The following is a 19,683-nucleotide window of genomic DNA, read 5'->3' on the forward strand; positions in this document are numbered from 1 at the left end:
TATAAAAGAGAAAAAGTCAACTACCTATATAAAAAATATAGATAGTCGAACGATTCATTTTATAAAAAAAACAATTAATCTTGTATAAACGAAGCAAGTGCCTCTAATAAAACTTCTTGTGCACCTACAATTTCCGTCGGCATTGCTTCCCATTTTTTCGAAAGCTCTGTCTCTACTCTTATTCTCAGTTCAGAATTCATTTCTGCTAGCACATATTCTTTCGTTGCTATATCAACATCAAGTAGCGCGAGTGCATATAATTCCGGGTCATTTATTTTTTCGAATAATCGCTTTAATACTGCCGGTGCTATATGTTTTAATTTTTCAATATGAATTTCCTTATCCGAAAATAGTAACTCATATTGAATAAACGTAACATTTTCTTTAATCACTTTAAAATAACAATTATTTTTTTTATCATTCACAAAATAACCGTTTGGATCTGCGATAATACTTTCTACTTTACGAATTAAATCTGGCAAACTATTCGCCGCCATTACAGTCCGCTGCTCAACCTCACTCGGCGAAATGAATGTAACGCGATACTTATTTTGCGCCATCCTCCTCACCTCTCCTTTTATAAAAATCTATTGTCACATACTATCCAGAAGGCACTGTCCTACTATGAAATGATTATCTCATCCCCAACTATCTCAGTACGCCTCCATAGCTCTATTCTTACAACTAGGAGCTCTTCTGGACCATAACTGTTTATCCACACTAAACTTTGCTTACCTCTTTTTATACTACCCTAGTAACTCTCCATACCTTTGTCCTTACACACCAGTCGAGGCCCTATTAGGCACTAACCGCTCAAAAACAACGCTGGGTCCTCTCGTCAACCCTAAAAAGAGCTTTTTAGATCTTTTTAAGAACTTTTCAATAACTCTATGTTATTAAACCAAAACGCTATCTGCTGATCCGTAATATTTGGCAACATAACAAAAAACTCACGACACTTCATCTCATCCTTAAACAGTTGATACTTCCAAACAGTATCGCTACCAACACTTATGAAATAAAACTCATGGATACGGCCAATGATTGCTTGTTTTTCGCCAAATGAATACGGTGGCACTTGCTTAATTTCAAATTGATCTGGTAAATATACATGCTCTTCTCGTTCTATTTTTAATACTTGCTCGGCAAGTTCACGTTTATTTTCGAAAAAAGGCAATTGTAAAATTCGCTCTTGTCTTGTCATACGAATAAAAAACCCTTTCTACTCCATTACATTTTTTCCATGCGATATATATTATCGAATTAAGTTTACAACTTCATTTAATACTTCATCTGAAACTTTAATAACTTTCGCATTTCCTTGGAATCCGCGTTGATATAACATTAAGTCAACGAATTCTACAGATAAATCTACGTTTGCACCTTCTTGTGCACCACCACGTACTTTACCCGCACCGTTTTGACCAGATGTACCAAGAGCTAAAATACCTGTTGTATTCGTTGCTGTATAGTTACCATTACCTGTTTTCATTAGTCCGCCTTCGTTCGGGAACATCGCAACAGCTAATTGGCCTGCAGATTTCATGCTTCCATCAGAATATTTTACCATCACATATCCACCGTCAGCAATGAAGCAATCTTTAACCGTCGCTGCTGCTCTACCATCTACGTCTGTTACTGATAATGTTTTATCTGTTGGATGATTTGTTAAATGGCTTAAGTCTAATTTTATAGAGCCGCCATCAAATGGAATATTAGCTCCTTGCTCTTTCGGATTTGGATTTCCAACAGCATCAAATGTCATATTACCACCTGCACCTGGAACATCTTTAAACTCTGTTTCTTTTTTCGAGTCATTGCGCATTTGTACTTTATATGTATAGTTATGTTCACTCGTTTGTTTAAACTCTACACGCATTGTCCATGTATTCCCCGCATTATCATATACAGGTAAATCTTGTGTAATTTGTTTTTCACCAGTTGGAATATTTCCTTTAATTGTCCCTTTCGATGTTCGAATACCACCAATTGCTGTTCCCATTGGAATTTGCAACGGTCCTGGAATTCCAGATAAATCAACTTCACCAGTTGCCTCATTTGCAGGGTATGCAAACACGTATTGACCTTCAGTATTCGTAATATAGTAATCTGAAGATATCCCAAACGTACCTTTACGAGTAAATTCCATATTTCCGCCTTTTGAATCACCTACAACGAAGAAACCATTACCTTCCATTGCTGCTTGTGTTTTGCCACCTGTTAACGTAATTGTACCATCACTATAATCCGTAACCGTACCACTCATTTTCACACCGTTACCAATACTTTTCGGATTCGTTCCTGCGTATTTACCGTCACCTTTTGCACCAATCGAATTGTTATATAGTAAATCATCAAACATTGCTTTTTGTTTTTTATAACCTACTGTTTGTGCATTGGCAATATTATTTGAAGTTACACTTAATGCATTTTGTGTTGCATTCATCCCTGTAATACTTGTATATAACGCTTTAATCATAACGTATGGACACTCCTTATGAATTTGTATTTTTTACTTCTTCAGTTACTTTTTGATCGTCTTTCTTTGCGTCTTCTGGGTTCGTTTCCCCAATCGGTTTATCAGACACTCTCTCAACGAAACGAAGAGAGACAACTTTATTATTAATAACGAGCTGTACATCGTTATTTTCCGCAAGACGAACTGTTTCTACTTGACCGGTTACTTTGTTTCCGTCACCGTCAACACCTCTTACGTATTTCCCTAAAAACTTCATTCCACCATCAAGTGCTGTTGAATACATCGTTGATTGCAGCTTATCTACTGCTTTCGTCATATTCTGTACTTGTTCCATAAGAGATAACTGCGCTGTCTGATTCATCATTTGATTCATATCCATCGCATTAAATGGATCTTGATGTTGGAAACTTGATAAAAACAATTTTAAGAAATCATCTTTCCCCATTACCCCAGGAGTCTTTTGCGCTCCTGCTGAAACTCCATTACTTTGTTGCACTGGCGATTGTACACCATTAACAGGTACATTACTTTTTTGCGCTCCTGCTTGTAACGGAATATGATTTGTACTCGTTGTATTTAATCCAACTGTTGGCACGCTTTATTCCTCCAATAATCCCGCAAATTCTGTTGATTGTTGTTTTTCATGATTTGTATTTGCTAATTTCTGTTTTTGCCTTTGCTCTTGTTCTCGCTGTTCTTTACGATTTTCATCTTTATCTGAATAGCTAATTTGAATATTGATTTCTTTTTCTTTTAACTTTAATCTCAATTCATCAAAAATGATTTCAACACGTTTTTTCGCATCGTGTTTTTCCATTTCTACGTGAACGTCAATTTGATCTCCGTGTTTTTTCATAAACACTGTTAATGTACCAAGTTTTTCTGGATTTAACTGGAATAAAACACGTTCTTGTTTCACTACAAATTTTTGCAGCGCTTCTACTTGCGCTTCCATTTTCTTTCCTAAGTCAGGTAACGAAACTTTCTCAGCACCACTATTTGATTTCCCTATTTGTTCGGTACTCGTCGTTTTATTTAATAATTCTGCACCTGCAGAGCTCGAATCGTTTAATGCATCAACTTCTGGCAACTCTACCTTTGCATCATCGCTCTCAAGTTTCGGAAGATCTACCTCTTTAAACTCTTCTTGTTCCTTTGCAATATTACAAGTTTCTGTTTCTACAGCCTTCAATGCTTGCATCGCTTGCTCTGGCATCTTCATTTTTTCTAATACCATTTGCATTGTATCTTCTAAACATATAGCATTTTTGATATTCATATTTGAAAGAAGTTCTTGTAATTGTTGTAATTCAGCTGCAGGTAATTCATTAAGTTTAATATTGCCATATTCTTTATATAGCTCTTGTATTTTTTGTATGTATTGATATAACAATTCCGGCTGCACATGTAATTGCTCAATTGCAACCATTTGCTCAGATACAGCTAATAACAACTGTTCTGTCTCTTTTTTTTCTTCTTTCTTTACAATAGGTTCTTCTTCCGTTACCGATTTTTTAGAAAGAATATAATCTTTTCTCTCTTCTTTTGGTGCTTCTTCTCGTTTCGTTTTCTCCGTTTGCGGCTGTTTTTTATTTTCCATTCTCATCGTACGATCGAATGAAGAATCTTCATTTTTTGATTGTACTTCTAGCCCTTTTTCTTTTTGCGGAGGTAAACTTTGTTGCACCGGTAATACAGACTGTATCACTACATTCACCTCATCCATTCATACACATTTTCAAATCCAGAAGCATTTTTTCTTCCAGCTTTTCTTGTGCTTTCGCAAGCTTTTTGCAATCTTCTTGATACATCTCATCAATGACACGTTCTTTTTCTTTTACTTGCTCTAAAAGACTTTCATTTTTTTGAATAAAACCTTCCGTTTTTTTAATTTTCCGATTCCATTCTTCTATTCTTTCAGGTGAAAACGTATGTGAAGAAAGCATACCAGCCATAATACGTTGCCCAGTTTGTACGACTTTACTACGCGATTTCACAACATATAAATCATATTCTTTTTTTTGTTCTATTTTTCTTTTTTCAGCTGTTAATTCATACACTTCTTTTAAAATATGTTCTTTTTCTTGATTTATTTGCAATTTTATTGTGTCGTACTGCTGTTTATCCACCTGTTTTCATAACCCCTTTCTATTATAACGTTCTCTTTTTCTATTATATAGTTTTTTTCCAAAAAAATCTGTGAAATATTAAAAAACAAAAAAATAAGACCTCTTATGCAGAGGCCTTATACTATATGCTGTATCGCTTCAACGATATCATCAAATTGGAAACTATCCGATCGACCTTGCTTTAAAAATGTATTTATGCCTTCTACTTTATTTTTACATTCAAAAATATAAGCATTTTCTTCATTTTCTTGAATCGTTCCTAGCTTAAAATACAATTCATTTTCTTTATAAATTGATAAAATCTTTCTCATTTCATTTGCAAGTTGCCAATGATGTGGCGAAACAATTTCTTCCATAATCCTACTTACTGAATCTAATACTGAAATTGCAGGATAATGACTAAGCGTTGCAAGCTCACGCTTTAATACGATATGTCCATCTAAAATACCACGTGCTAAATCTGGTACAGGACCATTTAAATCGTCCCCATCAACAAGCACCGTATAAATACCTGTTATAGATCCCTTTTGTGTTTTTCCGGAACGCTCTAACAACTTCTTCATATAACTTTCCATTAACAGTGTTTTACCACCAATCGGTAACTCTTTAACAGCAATATCAACACTTCTTCGTGCATCGGCAAAACGAGTAACAGAGTCCATCATAAGTAATACGTTATTGCCTTGATCACGGAAGTATTCAGCAATAGACGTTGCAAGTTTCGCTGCACGAAGTTGCATAAGATGACTTTCATCTGACGTCGCTACAACAACGACGCTTTTTCGCATACCTTCCTCGCCTAACTCTTTTCGAATAAAGTCTTTTACTTCCCGGCCACGTTCTCCTACTAAACTAATAACATTTATATCAGCTTTTGCATTTTTTGCTATCATTCCAAGTAAAGTTGATTTACCAACACCTGACCCAGCAAAAATACCAATCTTTTGACCGATACCAATTGTTAGCATAGAATCAATTGATTTTATTCCTGTTTCAAATACATCGGTAATCTCTTCACGTTCAAATGCATGTATAGGTGGTGCATCTAGTTTTATTTTCTGTAATGGAATGTTTTCAGCTTCCTCATTTAACACTTCACCATTTGCACTTAACACTTTTCCGAGCAAGTGATTACCACGTGGTACAACAACATCTTCTGAAACTAATGTCACTGAATCTCCATAACATACTTTTTCTGTCTGTTCAAATGGAAGTAGCATATTATTTTCTTTTTCAATGGCAATCACTTCACATAAGACGTTATGTTCTCCAACGAAGCAAACATCTCCGATCTTCGCTTTCGGCCCTTTTGCTACGAAAAACTGTTCTTGTACACTATGAACTTTGCCTACTTTCGTATACAGCGGTGTTTCAATGAACTTATTCCATTTTTCGTTCTCATTCATTAACAGGCGGCTCATACATTTTGCTCCTCAAATAACTTCTCTTCTTCCCATTTCTGACGAAGTTTCGCAAATATAGGTGCAAATTTAAATTCAAAGAACTCTTTCTCTTCTTCCAGAACAAATTCACCAAACTGCAGGGAGAAATCATATTTCCATTCTACTAATTGTAGTAACCAATATTCTTTCGAATTCTCCTTCTCTTCTTGAATACGTTCAAACGTTTCTGGATGTACTGTAATGATTAATTTTTCAAACGAAGTTGGCAATGTTTGCACGATGCCAGTTAAAATAGGTAACACATCAAGCAATCGTGAATCTACCGCTTGATTCACGATTTTTTCTGCTAGATGAAAAGATTGATCCCATAACAACTCTGTCCATTCATACGCTGTTTCTTGTTGTTCTTTTTGAAATTGCACACGCGCTGCTTCCATCTGTTCCATTTGCTCATGAATATGCATTTGAAATTGTTCTTTATCTTGTAATAACTGCTGCCGCTCTCGTTCTAGCATTTGCTTCTCTTGCCTTAGCTGATTCATTTCCATATGTAACGATTCTTGCTGGGCGCGAAGTTCTGCATGATCAGCTTGTAATTCTTCCTCTTCTATTTGAACTGAAGCTGGTCTTGGAAATTGTAATTCATACGTTTCTTCAGAAAAAGAAACAGAATTCTTCGGAATTCTGTTTTTAAATAAGGACATCCTCTTCACCTCTTTGAACGATAATTCTTCCTTCTTTCTCTAGCTTTTTCACTGTACCAGTGATCGTTTGCTGCGCTTTTTCAGCATCCGTCATCTTAAGCGGTCCTAAGCCATCTAATTCTTCTAGAATCATCTCTTTACGGTTTGAAGACATACATGTAAATAATTTCTCTTTAATTTCTTCTTTTGCAATTTTAAGTGCTTTCGCAAGAACACCGTTATCTGTAATTTCTTCTAATACACGGCGAAGCGCAAGATCTTCAAGACCAAGTAAGTCTTCAAAGACAAACATATTTTCTTTAATTTTCTCAGATAACTCATAATCGACTTCATCCAGCTTTTGAAAGACTGTTTTTTCAACACCTCGTGAAACATTATTTAAAATATTTACGATTGTTTTCAAGCCATCAGTTTTATTAATTGCACTAAATGCCATATTATTTAATTTCGATTTTAACAACTCACCAATTTGATTAATTAATTCACCATCAACTTGTTCTAGTTTCGCTATACCCATTACCGTTTCAACGCGCTTATGATCTGGCAATCTCTCAATTAATTGAGACGCAAGTTGCGGTTTAATATAAGAAGCGATAATTGCAATTGTTTGTGGTGACTCATCATTAAGCACTGTAAGAAGTGGCTCTAAATCTGTAAGTGAATTTAAGAACTCAAACGGATTATCTTTGTTATACCAAAGATCTTCCAATAATTTTTCCAGTTCGTCTTCTGGCATGTTTTTAAATATGCGACGAATGTATTCTTTATCTGGAGTGACTAAGTTCAATTCTTTTACATTTAGTTCATATAAGAACTCTCCTAGTACATTTTCTAACGTTTCTGGTTTGTATACACGAAACTTTGCGATTTCACGAAGTAATACTTCTTTTTCCTCAGCTGTCATATATTCAATGACTTTTGCTGCCACCCCTTCTTCTAATGTACGAATAAGGATGGCAGCTTTTTCTTTGGAGGAGATTTCATCTAACATCATTGTTCCTCCCTTACTGTCCGTTTAACCATTTTTTAATTACTTTTGCAGTACCTTCTACATGTTCTTTCGTAGCATCCTGCACTTGTTCATCTAACGTTGGTTCTTTCGGTTCTTCTGGTTCAGGTTTTGGCTCTGGCACTATTTTTTCTTCAGGAATTTCCAAGATACTTTCATTACTTGCAGCAATTTCCTCTTCTGCTAAGTATTCTTCATATTCCTCTTCTTCTTTCTTTCTCTTACGTCTTGCTAATAAGAACCATACTAGACCACCGATTGCTAATAAGCCAGCTGTAATTCCACCGAATAACCACCAGTTCATACCACTTTTTTCTGGCTCTTTCTCTTTTTCGGCTTTCGGCTGATCGAACTGAACAGTTACAACGTTAACTTGACCATTTATAAAGTTACCGTTCGGATCAGCTTGAAGTCCTGCCGCTGTTCCGATTGCTTCTTTAAAAGTTGTCATATCAATTCTACGTTTTACTAACGTATCATTATCTACCCATACAACAACATTCGTTTTCGTTAATTCTGGGTGTTTCTTAATTGTTTCAACTGTTTTATCTATTTCATAATTTTCAATTTTGTTGCCATTTTTATTATCGTAGACAACTTTACCATTTTGATTATTGTTCGTACCGTAGTTTGGCACTTCACCGTTAGCTGTAATACCAGCACCTTGCTTCGTATCTGCCCCTTCTTGCGCAGTAGAGCTTTCCTCTTGCTCTTGTTTACTACGAAGTACACCTTTGTCACCATACTTCTCTGACTGACGTGTAACTTCATCGTAGTTTACAGATACTTTCGTATTCACTTTATATTCATTCGGTTTAAACATCGTCATTAACGTTGCATCAATGTCTTGCTTTAATTTACCTTCAAGTTGATGCTGCATCTCTACTTCTTTCTCGTAAGAAGAGGAACTACTAGAATGTGCTTCATCTGTCCCTTTTGAGATAACACCTTTTTTACTATCAATAACACTTACTTCTTCTGCTTTCACACCAGGAACCGCTGCACTTATCATTTGCTGTATACCCGCAACTTGATCAGCTGTTAACAATTGTCCACGCTTCACTCCAACCGTAATCGCCGCTGTTCCTTTTGCTTTTTCTTCATCAAAAATTGTCTCTTTTTCAGGCAATGTAATTTGAACATTTGCCGTTTCAACTGTCGCAAAGTTTCTTACAATATCTTGCTCCAATTGCTTCTTCGTACCGACAATTTGCTTCATTTTTTTATCTTGCTCACTTGAACCGAGCGAGCTTTCTAATAAAATTTCCTCACCGCTTTTCGAATTAAACGGTAAGCCCATCCCATTCATTTCTTTTCGAACCCATGGAGCATCATTCTTTTGCACACGAATTGAACCATCGGCCGCTAATTGGTAATCGACACCTAACTTCGATAATTCTGCTGTAATCTCTTGTTTATCTGCATCATTTAAATTTTGATATACAACAACATATTTATCTGGCAAGGTGAAGTATAAAAGTGCTCCTGTTACAATCGCTAAAAGCGCAGCACCGATTACTAACTTATGCCACGTTTTTAACGATTGGATAACATTTTTCATCTTTTCCATTTAAACACACCCGTCCACTTTCCTAAATTTGCATATTAATTAGTGACTTATAATTTTCAATAAGATTATCACGTACGAGAGCAGCCGTTTTCATTTGAGACTCAGCTTTCTTTTGCTGAATTAAAACGTCATGTGTTTCTCCTACCCCTTTAGTTAGTAAATCATATACTGCTGTTTGTGCATTGTTTTGTGTTTGATTCATATCTTCCAATAAATCAATAAACTTTTTCCCCTCAACTACAGATGTTTGAGAAGTTTTCGGTGCACCAATTGACTGAATTGCTCCAAATGGTTGTGTATGTAACATTGGTTGAATTTTCATATTACTATCTTCCTCCTTATCCTCGGCCAATTTCTAAATCTTTATCAAGCATTTTTTTATTCGCATTTAATACACTCGTATTCGCTTCATACATTTTTTGAGCAACCATTACATTCGTCATTTCAGCAGTTACATCAATATTGGGATAACGTACATATCCTTCTTCATTTGCGTGCGGATGCGTCGGATCATACACTAAATTTTCCGTTTTGTCTGCTTCAATACTTTTTATTTTTACTCCATTAGTAGGAGCCCCATCTAACATACTTGCAAAACTATTGTTTGATTCTAACACCACACTACGACGCTCATATAGATCTGCCCCCGGAGCCGCCGTCGTATTTGCATTTACAATATTGTTAGAAGTAACTTCCATCCACTTTCTCGCTGTCGTTAGTCCTGAGCCACTTGCATTAATTGCCTGAAACATCCGTTGTCTCTCCTTCTACTTTTAACGTCCGCGTGCCGCTTGGTTAATTGCATATTGTGTATTAATTGCGTTAATTGAAATACCGTATAACTGATTTGCTTTCATTAAATCTAGCATTTCTGTCGTTACATCCACACTATTTCCGTCTTTATTCGTTTGCATTGATTTTGTTTGAATCTTTGCATATGTATTTTTCGTATTTACTGTCGGTAAGTGCATTTCATTCGTTTGATATAAATCTGGATTGATCTTTAAATCAGCCGCATTATTTTTATATAACGCACTACTTTTATTCATCTGCTCAGCAAATGTTACATCCTGTGCTTTATAGCCAGGTGTATTTGCATTTGCAATATTACTAGAAACAGTATTTCGTTTCGTCACTAAATAATTCATATAATGGCTTACATCACTCACTAAATCTGGCATATTCCACACCCTTTCTTTTCTAACGTAATGATCCACTGATAGAAGTTTCACTTCATTATTTATTTTCTTATATGCGTTTATTAAAATATTTACTATTATGTACCCTTACATATTTTATTCCATTTTTTCATTGTTGTCTTTAGAAAAATACAAAAATATAAAAAAGAATGCAAAAAACTGTATACACATAGTAATCTATAGAACATTTCAATATATAAACTACAAACTAAAGTCCATTTTTCTATTATTTAGATTACTATTATTTTTTCATCACAGTCATAAAATGAAACCTCAATCAGTGGAGTTCTTTATGTAAACGAAGGAATAGACCCCCTTTTAAAAGGGGAATCTGTTTCCAGACGTTATTATTAATATTTACCGTAAAATGAATTAGCCTTCATTCGCCCATTGTTTTCCATAATCATTTCTTCTAAAATCCTTTGCTTATCCCGAATATGCTGAGCTGCCTTAATAATTAGCGGGCTTACTTCTATTGCAACTTGCGCACGCGTTTCTTCATCCAATGTCATCATCCAGCGATTTAACATCTCACTCTTCTCAGCAAACTCTCTATCTGACACTTGCAATTCACCGATTTCATTAAAACAGTCGACAAACGTCCGATAAATATCATTGTTCATTTTCAAGTGCTCCGCGGTAGCCGTCTATTAAATCTTGTAACACTTTCACAATTGCATCAATATCTTTCGCTTCACGCGTTACTTTCATCGTTTGAATTTGAATGCTAATCCAATCATATAAACCATAGAGACTGTCATATAAATCTTTCGTAATCTCAGGATTTAATTGAAGCTTTAGTTCTTCAAAAATACGTTCTAATTTTTCAAGAAGTGCGTCCCCTTCTTGTAGTTTAAAAGTATGTAAAAGTTCTTCTAAATTACGAAACTCTACAATACATCTTTCATAAATAAAAATTGTATTTTTAATTGGGTTACTCGTCATAATATCATTTTGCATATAACGTTGCCATGCTTGCATACGATCACTTCCTCAACTTTCATTAATCATCACTTTTTTGTTTTGTCATTGCTTTAATTGTTTTTAGTTGGCTATCAAGCGCCGCCAATGTACTTTCTAGCTTTTGATACTTCTTCACAATTTCATCTTGCTTTTGTTTATTTTGCATATCAATATCGCTAATTTTTCTATCTAAATCACTTACACGCGAATCTATACTCTTTACTCGTTCCCCAACGACACCTTTATCACCGAAAAGCTTTTCAAGCGGGGCCTCCATCATTTTCCCTAAACCATTTGAGCTAAAGAAAAACTGTTTAGCTGTATCTGGCTTTTCTTTTAATGCCTTTGTTAGAGCTTCATCATCGACTTCTAATGTCCCATCCTGCTTTATTTGGATACCAAAATTAAATAAATAATTATCATCTTGAGAAAATGTTACAACGCTATTCATTACTTGACGTATGCTTTGCATAATTACTTGTCCCTGGAAGGCTCCACCTTTTCCAGCAAAAAGATCTACTGTAGAAACCGCTTTATTATAATCTGCCACCATTTTTTTAATAAGGTTGGATGCGTCGGTTACATTTGAATCACTTACTGTAAATTTTAAATCTATTCCTTTTGTGTCTGTACCAGTTCCACCGTCCGTTACCTTCGATTCAGTTACTTTTAATAACTCCACTTTTACACCAGGGAGTGTTTCAATTGTATTACTAGCACTTTTCCCTTCAATGCCATTAATACTGTATATTGCATCCTGTGCTTCATTAATGACGTTCACTGCTTTACCATCCACTGTAGATAAACCCATTTTTTGGAACAAATCAGATTTTTCACTTGTAAACTTAATTTCGCCTCCCATTCCCTCATTTTTAGCAGACATAAATACTTTGCCACCAAGCGTATATGCAGAAACACCATAGTCACCATCATTAATTTTATTAATTAAGTCCTTATAAGTCATATCCGTTGTTACTTTAAGTGGTTTCCCTTTAATTTCTAATGTTTCTTCTGCAGGTAATTTTTCATCAATTTTAATATCATTTGAAGCAATTTGATGGCGTTGCGCAAGTTGCTTAATTGTCATATTGAATGTTCCCGAGATTGCTCCGCCATCAGCTATTACATTAATATAGCCATCCTGTGTTGTTGTAACTTTTTTTTCATTTCCTTTAAATGATGCTAAGTTTTTAAATGTTTGTGTAAAAGAACTAAATTCTGTTTTTAAACTTGTGTATAATTGTTTATCTTGTGTAAGTTGTTGTTTTTCCGTTGTATAGGGTGTTTTTTTCATATTTAATGCTTGTAGTTCTAATTCTACAAGATTAGAAGTATCGATCATATTATTTCCGAGGTTCCAAATTTGTTGTCTACCGCCAATACCTGTTAATGTTCCTGCCATGTTGTATCACTCCTTATTCGTTTACATATAATCTAAAATGCTCGTTTTACTCATCGTACTAACTGCTTTAAGCGTCGCTTCATACGTTGCATTTATATATGCTAAGTCAGAAATTGCGACCGCTAAATCGACATCCTCAATTTCTTTACGATTTTCTTGAAGCGCTAAATTTTGTTCACTTAAAATTGTTTTAAACGTCTCCATTGTGTTCATTGTTGAACCAACTTCAGTTGTACGGTTAATGATGCCATCTAAGTTTTTCTTATTTTCTCCTAATAACGGTTGTAACGCTTTTTGGTCACCTTTTTGCATCGCTTCGCTCATCTGTTTTAACGTTTTTATAACCGGGGATAATAATGCTTCTCCGTTACGGAACGCTTTGAATTCATAACCGTCATTTAGTTGCCAGTTCACATCATTTTTTCCGCCCTGGTATGTACCATCTTCTGTAAATGGTGGCTTCTCTGCACTATCACCACCGAAAATATAACGGCCTTGCTCTTTCGTATTCGCTAAATATACAACTTGTTTTAAAATTTGATCAATCTCTGCACCGATTGCTTTCAATTCTTTTTCACCATTTTGCTCACTTAATGCTTGTACTGTTAATTGATCTGCTCTCGTTAAAGATTTCAAAACACCTTGTAAAGTATTTTCAGTTTGTGTTAATACATTTTTCGAATCCGCTATATCTTTTTGCATTTGCTCCATATTTGCCAATGAATGTTGAATCGCAAATGATTTACTCGCTGCAAGTGGGTCTTCACTCATAAGAAGATTTTTCTTCCCTGAAGTTACTTGGTTTCTATGGTATTGTTGTTGCACATTCAAATCCATTAACTGATTCTTTGCCCAGTTTGCATTTTGAAATGTAGATACTCTCATTTCTATCTCCTCCTTATATATTTCCAATCAATTACTATCACTTATCGAATAATCGAAAATAGACTATCAAACACTTCATTCATCGTAGTAATAGCTTTAGAATTTGCGACGAAGTATTTTTGGAAGGCCATTAAATTTACCATTTCCTCTTCCATATTTACCCCTTCGACGCTCATTTTTTCTTGCTGAATACCTTCTAGTAAGTCTCCATGAATTTTTTGATAAGCATTCACTGCACTTTTATCAGAGGCTACACGAACTATAAATTGGTCTAATGCTTGTTTATAAGAAAGACCTTCTTTATAATCTCCATCTGTAATTGCTGCTAGTTTATTTGCTGTTTCAGCAGATATTTTCATTTTCGAAACATCTTTTTGGAATTCTGGATTTAACTTCATATCCTTCGCATAATCTCCAACGAAGAAATCTTTTCCCATCACTGTATTCACTTGATTTTTCACTGAACTCATTAAGTCTTCGAGATTTTTTTTATAATCAACAATCTTTGCTTTCGTATCAATCGCTGACTTTATCGCTCCGCTAGTTACAGAGATTTCTGAACCGTAAATCTCAACTGACATTGGGTCTTTTTCTTTATTTAATTGAAGTGGATATGTATCTTGTCCATTTACTGTTAAAATACCATTCATTCTAACACTCGCGATATTAGGATTCATAGATTCATAAGATACTTCGATGTTTGCATACTTAGACATCTCTGTAACGATGCGATCTCGTTCGTCTAAAAGTTGATTCGGCACTTGTGTACCCGCTTGTCCAATTTTATGATTCGCTTCTGCTAAACTAGCAGCAAGACGATTAAATTCATTAACATGCGCTTCAATATCTTCTGCTGTCTGTGCTTCCACTGTATCTAAGTTTTTCGCAAGACGATTCACTTGACTTGTGAACTTCCCAGTTTCAGAAATTAATGTATCATAGTAGTTTGGTTGCTCTGGATTTTTTGCTACTTCACGAAAGGCATTAAAGAAACCGTCCATTAAACTAGATAATGAATTCTTCCCTGTCGTTCCAACCATAGACTCTACACGTGATAAAGTTGAATTCATGTAGTTATAGTAAGAGAGCTGAGATAATTGATCATTAAACTGCTTCGTTTTTACCTCATCAGTAATACGGTCAACACCTAGCGTTTGTACACCGTAACCAATTCTCTGTTCTGGCGTATGACCATTGCTTGCTCCAACAGATCCGTAATTCACCATTTGACGAACATAACCCGGTGTATGAATGTTAGACAAGTTTTGTTTCGTTGTTTGTAACCCCATTTGAGCCGCTAACATGCCCGATAGCGGTGTATTATAATCAGATAATCTCATAAAGCTTCACTTCTCCTTTACAATAGTTCGTTCATAAAGATTTGCGAATTATTGTTTCGCTCTAAGTTATATTCAGAAACAGAATCCACAATACTTTCTGTAGTTTTTAATAGTACGTTTAAGTAATATTGATTTTTCAAAAGAAGCATTTTTACATTCTCTTCTAATTCAGTTACGTTTTTTTGTAATTCTTCCATTTTTTCAATTTCTTCTTGAGAAAAATACGAAAATAACGCACTTACACGAAACGATTCAACCCCTTGTTCTTTACAGAACTGAACAACCATTTCTTCTAATGAGCTTGATAACCCTTTTAAACCATCAATGTACTGCAATTGCTCTACTTGCAATTTTTGAACTGCATTTACATTTTTATTTTTTAAATTCTCATATATTTGCTCTCCAAGCGCTTGAATATTTTCATACGCTTTTTGAATAATAACGAGTTTTTCATATAATTGTATGTACATATAGCTTCCTTCCTTTTACAAGACTAAATTCACAATTAAACCATGGATTTCTCCAATTTGATTTAACATTTCTAAATGTCCTGTTTTCGTATTAATTAAATTCATAACATCTTCTAATTCATTCAATCCCATTTCTGCCTGTTTCACAATCGTCATTTTCTGTGAATATCCGTAACGCGGGTGACGAGACATGACATCTTTATACTGCAATACATTATCCACGTAAAAATTCAAAAATGATTTTACTGTATTTTTGTATTCCATTACATTATCAAGCGTTAATTCCATTTCAATTTTCTCTTTAATTTCTCCAATATTATCGACAAACGCTTCCATTTGTTCTAGTAATTTATCTTTTTTCGGATCTGCATGCAAATTATCCGAAAATGCAAGTCCTGTTCTGACATTTGCTTCTTTCGGCATTTGAGTAGCAGGCGGTATATGCGATAAAATTGGATTATGCGAGATAGAACGTAGCATATATATCACCTATTTATTTTTTTATTTCTTCCTAAACTTAATCGTAAAATCCAGTTATTTATAATTATACTCTGAACAGTAATATTTTGCAGTTATTTTTTATAAAAGATATGTTACAATTTAGCATGAGGTGGCACAATTCTATGAATATTTTCCTTTGTGGTTCAAATCAATTAACAGCATTAGATCAAGAAGAAATTAAAAAATTTTTAACTGACTATGCTCACAAACATAAAATTTACATATTATGTTATAAATCTATCGAAAATGAGGTTCTTCGTTTTTTCGTTGAGAATGAAAGACTCGCTCAAAATTTATGCCTTTACACGCTGCAACCATTACAAGCAATAACAGATGAATTTCAAGAAGTCGTTGATTACTTAAAAAAACACGGAGCCGAATATGTTGCTTTTGATCATCCTTCCGACTCCATTTACCGATCAGATTATATGTTTTTTGTTAAACAAATTATTGAAGACACTGATTTAGTTCTCTGTTTTTATAACGGGGACAAACATACATCTGTCATCCCTGTCGATGTCGCAAAAGAAGCAGGTATTGATGCTGTCATTTATGATTTACCAGGATTACATGAAAAGCAAATGAAAAAAAGCTTTGAACAAAAAATTCGTATGATGTAAAGGGGGAGGCACAATATCATTATTGTGCCTATTGTAAATATGATAATTGAACAAGATTATGATCATTTTATCGCGAGTTTTAAACAACAATTCAATATGGATATCGCTTCGTATAAGCAAGATAGAATGCGCCGTAGAATCGATGCTTTCATTTCGAGAAAAGGCTTTGAAAACTACACTAATTTTTTAAACAAATTACGTGCTGATCAAAATTTATTTTTAAATTTTATTGACTATATTACAATTAACGTTTCAGAGTTTTTTAGAAATAAAGAACGATGGCAAACTTTAGAGTCGAAAGCACTACCAAAATTACTCGAACAAAATAGCGGAAAATTAAAGGTATGGAGTGCCGCTTGCGCTGCTGGTGAAGAACCATATACACTCTCTTTAATTTTATCAAAGCATCTAGCTCCATTTCGTTTTGAAATTCAAGCAACAGATCTTGATTTTCATATTTTAGAAACCGCAAAACGCGCTCAATATACAGAACGTTCGTTAAAGGAATTACCTACTGATTTGAAAGAACGTCATTTCACAAAAGAGAATGATCTATATTCATTGCACCAAAACATTAAACAAAACGTCTCGTTTAAACAACACGACCTTTTAATGCAGTCATTCGATACAAATTATGATTTGATTATTTGTCGTAATGTAATGATATATTTCACAGAAGAAGCAAGAGTAAAACTTTACGAAAAATTTAGTCGTTCTTTACGAAAAGGCGGTGTACTATTTGTTGGTAGTACGGAACAAATTTTAACACCCGAACGTTACAATCTTCAGCGATTTGATACATTCTTCTACGAAAAAATATAAAAGAGGTCGTCACAATGGAGTGACGACCTTTTTACATAACTCGAATTAAAATAATACCGACAATCCATATGAAGAGAAAAAGAAACGTCATAGACCATTTATGTTCTTGCATCGTTTGTTTCAATGCCTGTGATAATTGTGTCATGTTCATTTCCGCAAGCGCTCTCCATACACTTACATCCCGATCTTTAGCAATGCGGTCTGTAACGCTAATTAAAATCGTTTCGTTAGACAATTTCGTTATATAAGCAGTAATAACCGTTACCATCAAATTTATATTTCCTTCTGAAGAATCACTTTCCACTCTAGAGATAAGTGCACTTACATCTAGTAAAGGAATATGTACTTTTCTACCAAATGATAGTTGTACTTCAGCGAAATCATATGTTCCATCTAACAAAGGAAGTTCTTTTATATGCGCCTGCTTAATAAGTCCTTGCAGGCTTCTAATTACTTGTGCAAACACTTTTTCTGATTGCTTTCCTTCTTCAGATAACGTATGTAACTTTTTAAAAAGTTGTAACACTGTATCCATCTCTTTAGAAAGCATTTCCTTCATAATCTTTCCATCACTTAAACTTGCAAGTAAAATACCTATCTCATTATTTTTCGAAATAATTTTAGACTGTCCAGTAAACACTAAATTGCTACGCTTTCGTTCTTTCTGGATTTCATGTTCCGAAATAGCTGCAGGCTGTTTTAATGGTTGTAGCGTCTTATCTTCAATTGTCGTACGTTTAATCTCCATTTAAGCGCCTCCACTACTATGAAATAATTAGCCCCATTCTTTATTACTCTTTAAAACTAAAAACAGTACGAACAAACCTGACATGATAGTAAATACATCCGAAGCTTGTACCCCCTGTTCACCTTTTTCTTCTTCCTTGTCTTTCGTTTCTTCTTTTTGTTCTTTCTTTTTAGAGACAACCTGTTTGTTATTTTTCTCTTTTTGGTCCTTCGCCTTATGTACTTCCTTGTTGTCTTCGAACGGCTCTTTTATAACGTAAGTAAATTCCTCTTTCTCTTTCAACGGTTCTTTTATAAACTTATTTACTTTCTCATCTTGCTTCGGAATTTGAACAACTGGCAATTTTTCTTCTGGAAGCGGGTTTTTGATTTTCAAATCTTTTTGCTTCTCATTTTCTTTCTTATCTTCTAATTCATTTTCTAGTTTATTATCTAATTTATCTTCTTTCTCTTTCTCTTCTATCTTTTTATCATCTTCGTTTTTTGGCGCCAAAACAGAAATGGTATATTCACTTTCTTCAACAAGTTTATTACCTGCTGCATCTATTATCTCTACAAGTAATTCGTATGGCCCAGCCGGCAATGCTTCTGTTATTTCAAATACTTTTTGCCAATCCATATCATGCTTGTTGTAGTCTAATAAAAACGAAAGCTCTTTATTTTCTTTCCCTTTTAATGTAACGCGCACTTCTTTTACAACCGATTCTATATCTGACGCTTTTACTCGTATATGTATAGAATCTCCCTGTTTTCGTTCAACTAAGTTCTCTTTTACTTCATCAATAGTAACTTTCTGTAACTTTGGCAATTCTTTATCTATAGTTGGCGTTTCATTTTTAATACGAATGAGCGGGACTTTCACTTCATTTTTTACGATCTCTTCTTTCTCATTCTCTTTGTAACTTTGAACGAGCTGAAGATTCCAATCACCTTGCAAATCAAAATCCCCTGCTTTATAGTTAGCAACCCAGCTCTTCGTTTCTTCATCATACTCAAAAGATAGTATTCTTTCTTGTGCATATTGCTCGCCATTTTTTTGTAACTGCAATATACCTTTCATGCTTTGAATGTTTTTCCCATTTGGTTCTACAGCAATTCGCACTTCTTCGCCAACTTTAAGCTCCTGCTTATTTACTGTAATAATTCCCTGTTCTGTTTCTATCTTTCTTTCATTCAATTGTTTATTTACTACTTCTTGTTGTTCTACTTCTTGTTCTGCTTCTTTTTGTTTCTCTTCATCTTGTTTCGTTTCCACTTGCTCTGAAGATTCTTGAGATTCCTTATTTTCTTCTTGTACATTCACTTCATTTATTTTTTGATCTGACTCAATTTGTTCCTCAGCCTGACTTTGCAAGGGGAAGAACAAGCACACATGTATGCATAGCCAACTCATTAGAAAAAACTTTACGTTTTTCATCTACTAGTTCAAACTCCTATTTC

General features: G+C 34.5%; 24 protein-coding genes. 2 read left to right on the top strand and 22 right to left on the bottom strand.

Annotation, left to right across the window (positions count from 1 at the left end; genetic code table 11):
* Nucleotides 1-74 precede the first annotated feature (74 nt).
* From AB6801_RS03935 to AB6801_RS04030, 20 genes are all read right to left on the bottom strand, one after another.
* Nucleotides 75-560, bottom strand: coding sequence for a hypothetical protein (locus tag AB6801_RS03935; RefSeq protein ID WP_053514211.1), 486 nt, complete (start codon nt 558-560; stop codon nt 75-77).
* 308 nt (nt 561-868) lie between these two features.
* The gene (locus AB6801_RS03940) at nt 869-1,204 is read right to left on the bottom strand and encodes a DUF3964 family protein (RefSeq protein ID WP_000198170.1); all 336 of its coding nucleotides are present in this window, start codon (nt 1,202-1,204) and stop codon (nt 869-871) included.
* Nucleotides 1,205-1,255: 51 nt separating this feature from the next.
* Nucleotides 1,256-2,479, bottom strand: a complete 1,224-nt coding sequence (locus AB6801_RS03945) for a flagellar hook protein FlgE (RefSeq protein ID WP_000588321.1) — start codon at nt 2,477-2,479, stop codon at nt 1,256-1,258.
* 16 nt (nt 2,480-2,495) lie between these two features.
* Nucleotides 2,496-3,074, bottom strand: a complete 579-nt coding sequence (locus AB6801_RS03950) for a flagellar hook assembly protein FlgD (RefSeq protein WP_001143460.1) — start codon at nt 3,072-3,074, stop codon at nt 2,496-2,498.
* Nucleotides 3,075-3,077: 3 nt separating this feature from the next.
* The gene (locus AB6801_RS03955) at nt 3,078-4,187 is read right to left on the bottom strand and encodes a flagellar hook-length control protein FliK (RefSeq protein ID WP_044584277.1); all 1,110 of its coding nucleotides are present in this window, start codon (nt 4,185-4,187) and stop codon (nt 3,078-3,080) included.
* Nucleotides 4,188-4,197: 10 nt separating this feature from the next.
* Nucleotides 4,198-4,608: a hypothetical protein gene (locus AB6801_RS03960; protein WP_000360855.1), complete on the bottom strand. Its 411-nt coding sequence runs from the start codon at nt 4,606-4,608 to the stop codon at nt 4,198-4,200.
* A gap of 116 nt (nt 4,609-4,724) precedes the next feature.
* Complete coding sequence (gene fliI, locus AB6801_RS03965) at nt 4,725-6,029, bottom strand: flagellar protein export ATPase FliI (protein WP_000088693.1); 1,305 nt, start codon at nt 6,027-6,029, stop codon at nt 4,725-4,727.
* Nucleotides 6,026-6,715, bottom strand: a complete 690-nt coding sequence (locus tag AB6801_RS03970) for a FliH/SctL family protein (protein ID WP_006922670.1) — start codon at nt 6,713-6,715, stop codon at nt 6,026-6,028. The genes fliI and AB6801_RS03970 overlap by 4 nt, the downstream gene beginning before the upstream one ends.
* Nucleotides 6,702-7,706, bottom strand: coding sequence for a flagellar motor switch protein FliG (gene fliG, locus AB6801_RS03975; protein WP_000883364.1), 1,005 nt, complete (start codon nt 7,704-7,706; stop codon nt 6,702-6,704). The genes AB6801_RS03970 and fliG overlap by 14 nt, the downstream gene beginning before the upstream one ends.
* Nucleotides 7,707-7,719: 13 nt before the next feature.
* Nucleotides 7,720-9,294 carry a flagellar M-ring protein FliF C-terminal domain-containing protein gene (locus AB6801_RS03980; RefSeq protein WP_000413945.1) on the bottom strand — a complete coding sequence of 525 codons (1,575 nt, stop codon included), beginning with the start codon at nt 9,292-9,294 and terminating at the stop codon, nt 7,720-7,722.
* A gap of 22 nt (nt 9,295-9,316) precedes the next feature.
* Nucleotides 9,317-9,616 (bottom strand): flagellar hook-basal body complex protein FliE, encoded by a 300-nt coding sequence (gene fliE, locus AB6801_RS03985; RefSeq protein ID WP_000701672.1) that lies wholly within the window; start codon nt 9,614-9,616, stop codon nt 9,317-9,319.
* A gap of 16 nt (nt 9,617-9,632) precedes the next feature.
* The gene (gene flgC / locus AB6801_RS03990) at nt 9,633-10,046 is read right to left on the bottom strand and encodes a flagellar basal body rod protein FlgC (RefSeq protein WP_000484680.1); all 414 of its coding nucleotides are present in this window, start codon (nt 10,044-10,046) and stop codon (nt 9,633-9,635) included.
* Nucleotides 10,047-10,067: 21 nt separating this feature from the next.
* Nucleotides 10,068-10,526: a flagellar basal body rod protein FlgB gene (gene flgB / locus AB6801_RS03995; protein WP_370941034.1), complete on the bottom strand. Its 459-nt coding sequence runs from the start codon at nt 10,524-10,526 to the stop codon at nt 10,068-10,070.
* Between the two features lie 317 nt (nt 10,527-10,843).
* The gene (locus AB6801_RS04000) at nt 10,844-11,116 is read right to left on the bottom strand and encodes a hypothetical protein (RefSeq protein WP_006922667.1); all 273 of its coding nucleotides are present in this window, start codon (nt 11,114-11,116) and stop codon (nt 10,844-10,846) included.
* Entirely contained in the window at nt 11,106-11,474 is a 369-nt protein-coding gene (locus AB6801_RS04005) for a flagellar export chaperone FliS (RefSeq protein WP_001149516.1), read from the bottom strand. The genes AB6801_RS04000 and AB6801_RS04005 overlap by 11 nt, the downstream gene beginning before the upstream one ends.
* 22 nt (nt 11,475-11,496) lie before the next feature.
* Nucleotides 11,497-12,858, bottom strand: coding sequence for a flagellar hook-associated protein 2 (locus AB6801_RS04010; protein ID WP_097999132.1), 1,362 nt, complete (start codon nt 12,856-12,858; stop codon nt 11,497-11,499).
* 21 nt (nt 12,859-12,879) lie between these two features.
* Complete coding sequence (locus AB6801_RS04015; RefSeq protein ID WP_001266413.1) at nt 12,880-13,743, bottom strand: flagellar hook-associated protein 3; 864 nt, start codon at nt 13,741-13,743, stop codon at nt 12,880-12,882.
* A gap of 41 nt (nt 13,744-13,784) precedes the next feature.
* Nucleotides 13,785-15,083, bottom strand: coding sequence for a flagellar hook-associated protein FlgK (gene flgK / locus AB6801_RS04020; protein ID WP_001239713.1), 1,299 nt, complete (start codon nt 15,081-15,083; stop codon nt 13,785-13,787).
* A gap of 17 nt (nt 15,084-15,100) precedes the next feature.
* Complete coding sequence (locus tag AB6801_RS04025) at nt 15,101-15,553, bottom strand: hypothetical protein (RefSeq protein WP_000275885.1); 453 nt, start codon at nt 15,551-15,553, stop codon at nt 15,101-15,103.
* Between the two features lie 15 nt (nt 15,554-15,568).
* Nucleotides 15,569-16,033 (bottom strand): YaaR family protein, encoded by a 465-nt coding sequence (locus AB6801_RS04030; RefSeq protein WP_000946323.1) that lies wholly within the window; start codon nt 16,031-16,033, stop codon nt 15,569-15,571.
* A gap of 143 nt (nt 16,034-16,176) precedes the next feature.
* On the opposite strand from AB6801_RS04030, the gene AB6801_RS04035 reads away from it, so the two are divergent.
* Nucleotides 16,177-16,674, top strand: coding sequence for a flagellar motor switch protein FliG (locus tag AB6801_RS04035; protein WP_001020110.1), 498 nt, complete (start codon nt 16,177-16,179; stop codon nt 16,672-16,674).
* Nucleotides 16,675-16,713: 39 nt separating this feature from the next.
* Entirely contained in the window at nt 16,714-17,496 is a 783-nt protein-coding gene (locus AB6801_RS04040) for a CheR family methyltransferase (protein WP_000582873.1), read from the top strand.
* 31 nt (nt 17,497-17,527) lie between these two features.
* Here the strand turns inward: AB6801_RS04040 and AB6801_RS04045 are convergent, their stop codons facing one another.
* Together AB6801_RS04045 and AB6801_RS04050 are read right to left on the bottom strand one after the other, a co-directional pair.
* Nucleotides 17,528-18,244: a hypothetical protein gene (locus tag AB6801_RS04045; protein WP_097999131.1), complete on the bottom strand. Its 717-nt coding sequence runs from the start codon at nt 18,242-18,244 to the stop codon at nt 17,528-17,530.
* Nucleotides 18,245-18,271: 27 nt separating this feature from the next.
* Complete coding sequence (locus AB6801_RS04050; protein WP_097999130.1) at nt 18,272-19,660, bottom strand: transglycosylase; 1,389 nt, start codon at nt 19,658-19,660, stop codon at nt 18,272-18,274.
* Between the last annotated feature and the right edge of the window lie 23 nt (nt 19,661-19,683).

The sequence above is a fragment of the Bacillus sp. RCC_6_1 genome (assembly GCF_041360755.1).
GTDB lineage: Bacteria > Bacillota > Bacilli > Bacillales > Bacillaceae_G > Bacillus_A > Bacillus_A cereus.

Bases quoted from the DNA above. Each gene is read 5' to 3' on its own strand.
- AB6801_RS04040 (WP_000582873.1), top strand. From the start codon at position 16,714: ATGATAATTGAACAAGATTATGATCATTTTATCGCGAGTTTTAAACAA.
- AB6801_RS03980 (WP_000413945.1), bottom strand. From the start codon at position 9,294: ATGGAAAAGATGAAAAATGTTATCCAATCGTTAAAAACGTGGCATAAG.
- AB6801_RS03945 (WP_000588321.1), bottom strand. From the start codon at position 2,479: ATGATTAAAGCGTTATATACAAGTATTACAGGGATGAATGCAACACAA.
- fliI (WP_000088693.1), bottom strand. From the start codon at position 6,029: ATGAGCCGCCTGTTAATGAATGAGAACGAAAAATGGAATAAGTTCATT.
- fliG (WP_000883364.1), bottom strand. From the start codon at position 7,706: ATGTTAGATGAAATCTCCTCCAAAGAAAAAGCTGCCATCCTTATTCGT.
- AB6801_RS03935 (WP_053514211.1), bottom strand. From the start codon at position 560: ATGGCGCAAAATAAGTATCGCGTTACATTCATTTCGCCGAGTGAGGTT.
- AB6801_RS03940 (WP_000198170.1), bottom strand. From the start codon at position 1,204: ATGACAAGACAAGAGCGAATTTTACAATTGCCTTTTTTCGAAAATAAA.
- AB6801_RS04050 (WP_097999130.1), bottom strand. From the start codon at position 19,660: ATGAAAAACGTAAAGTTTTTTCTAATGAGTTGGCTATGCATACATGTG.
- AB6801_RS04035 (WP_001020110.1), top strand. From the start codon at position 16,177: ATGAATATTTTCCTTTGTGGTTCAAATCAATTAACAGCATTAGATCAA.
- AB6801_RS04010 (WP_097999132.1), bottom strand. From the start codon at position 12,858: ATGGCAGGAACATTAACAGGTATTGGCGGTAGACAACAAATTTGGAAC.
- AB6801_RS04025 (WP_000275885.1), bottom strand. From the start codon at position 15,553: ATGTACATACAATTATATGAAAAACTCGTTATTATTCAAAAAGCGTAT.
- AB6801_RS04005 (WP_001149516.1), bottom strand. From the start codon at position 11,474: ATGCAAGCATGGCAACGTTATATGCAAAATGATATTATGACGAGTAAC.
- AB6801_RS03970 (WP_006922670.1), bottom strand. From the start codon at position 6,715: ATGTCCTTATTTAAAAACAGAATTCCGAAGAATTCTGTTTCTTTTTCT.
- flgK (WP_001239713.1), bottom strand. From the start codon at position 15,083: ATGAGATTATCTGATTATAATACACCGCTATCGGGCATGTTAGCGGCT.
- AB6801_RS04045 (WP_097999131.1), bottom strand. From the start codon at position 18,244: ATGGAGATTAAACGTACGACAATTGAAGATAAGACGCTACAACCATTA.
- flgC (WP_000484680.1), bottom strand. From the start codon at position 10,046: ATGTTTCAGGCAATTAATGCAAGTGGCTCAGGACTAACGACAGCGAGA.
- AB6801_RS04000 (WP_006922667.1), bottom strand. From the start codon at position 11,116: ATGAACAATGATATTTATCGGACGTTTGTCGACTGTTTTAATGAAATC.
- fliE (WP_000701672.1), bottom strand. From the start codon at position 9,616: ATGAAAATTCAACCAATGTTACATACACAACCATTTGGAGCAATTCAG.
- AB6801_RS04030 (WP_000946323.1), bottom strand. From the start codon at position 16,033: ATGCTACGTTCTATCTCGCATAATCCAATTTTATCGCATATACCGCCT.
- AB6801_RS04015 (WP_001266413.1), bottom strand. From the start codon at position 13,743: ATGAGAGTATCTACATTTCAAAATGCAAACTGGGCAAAGAATCAGTTA.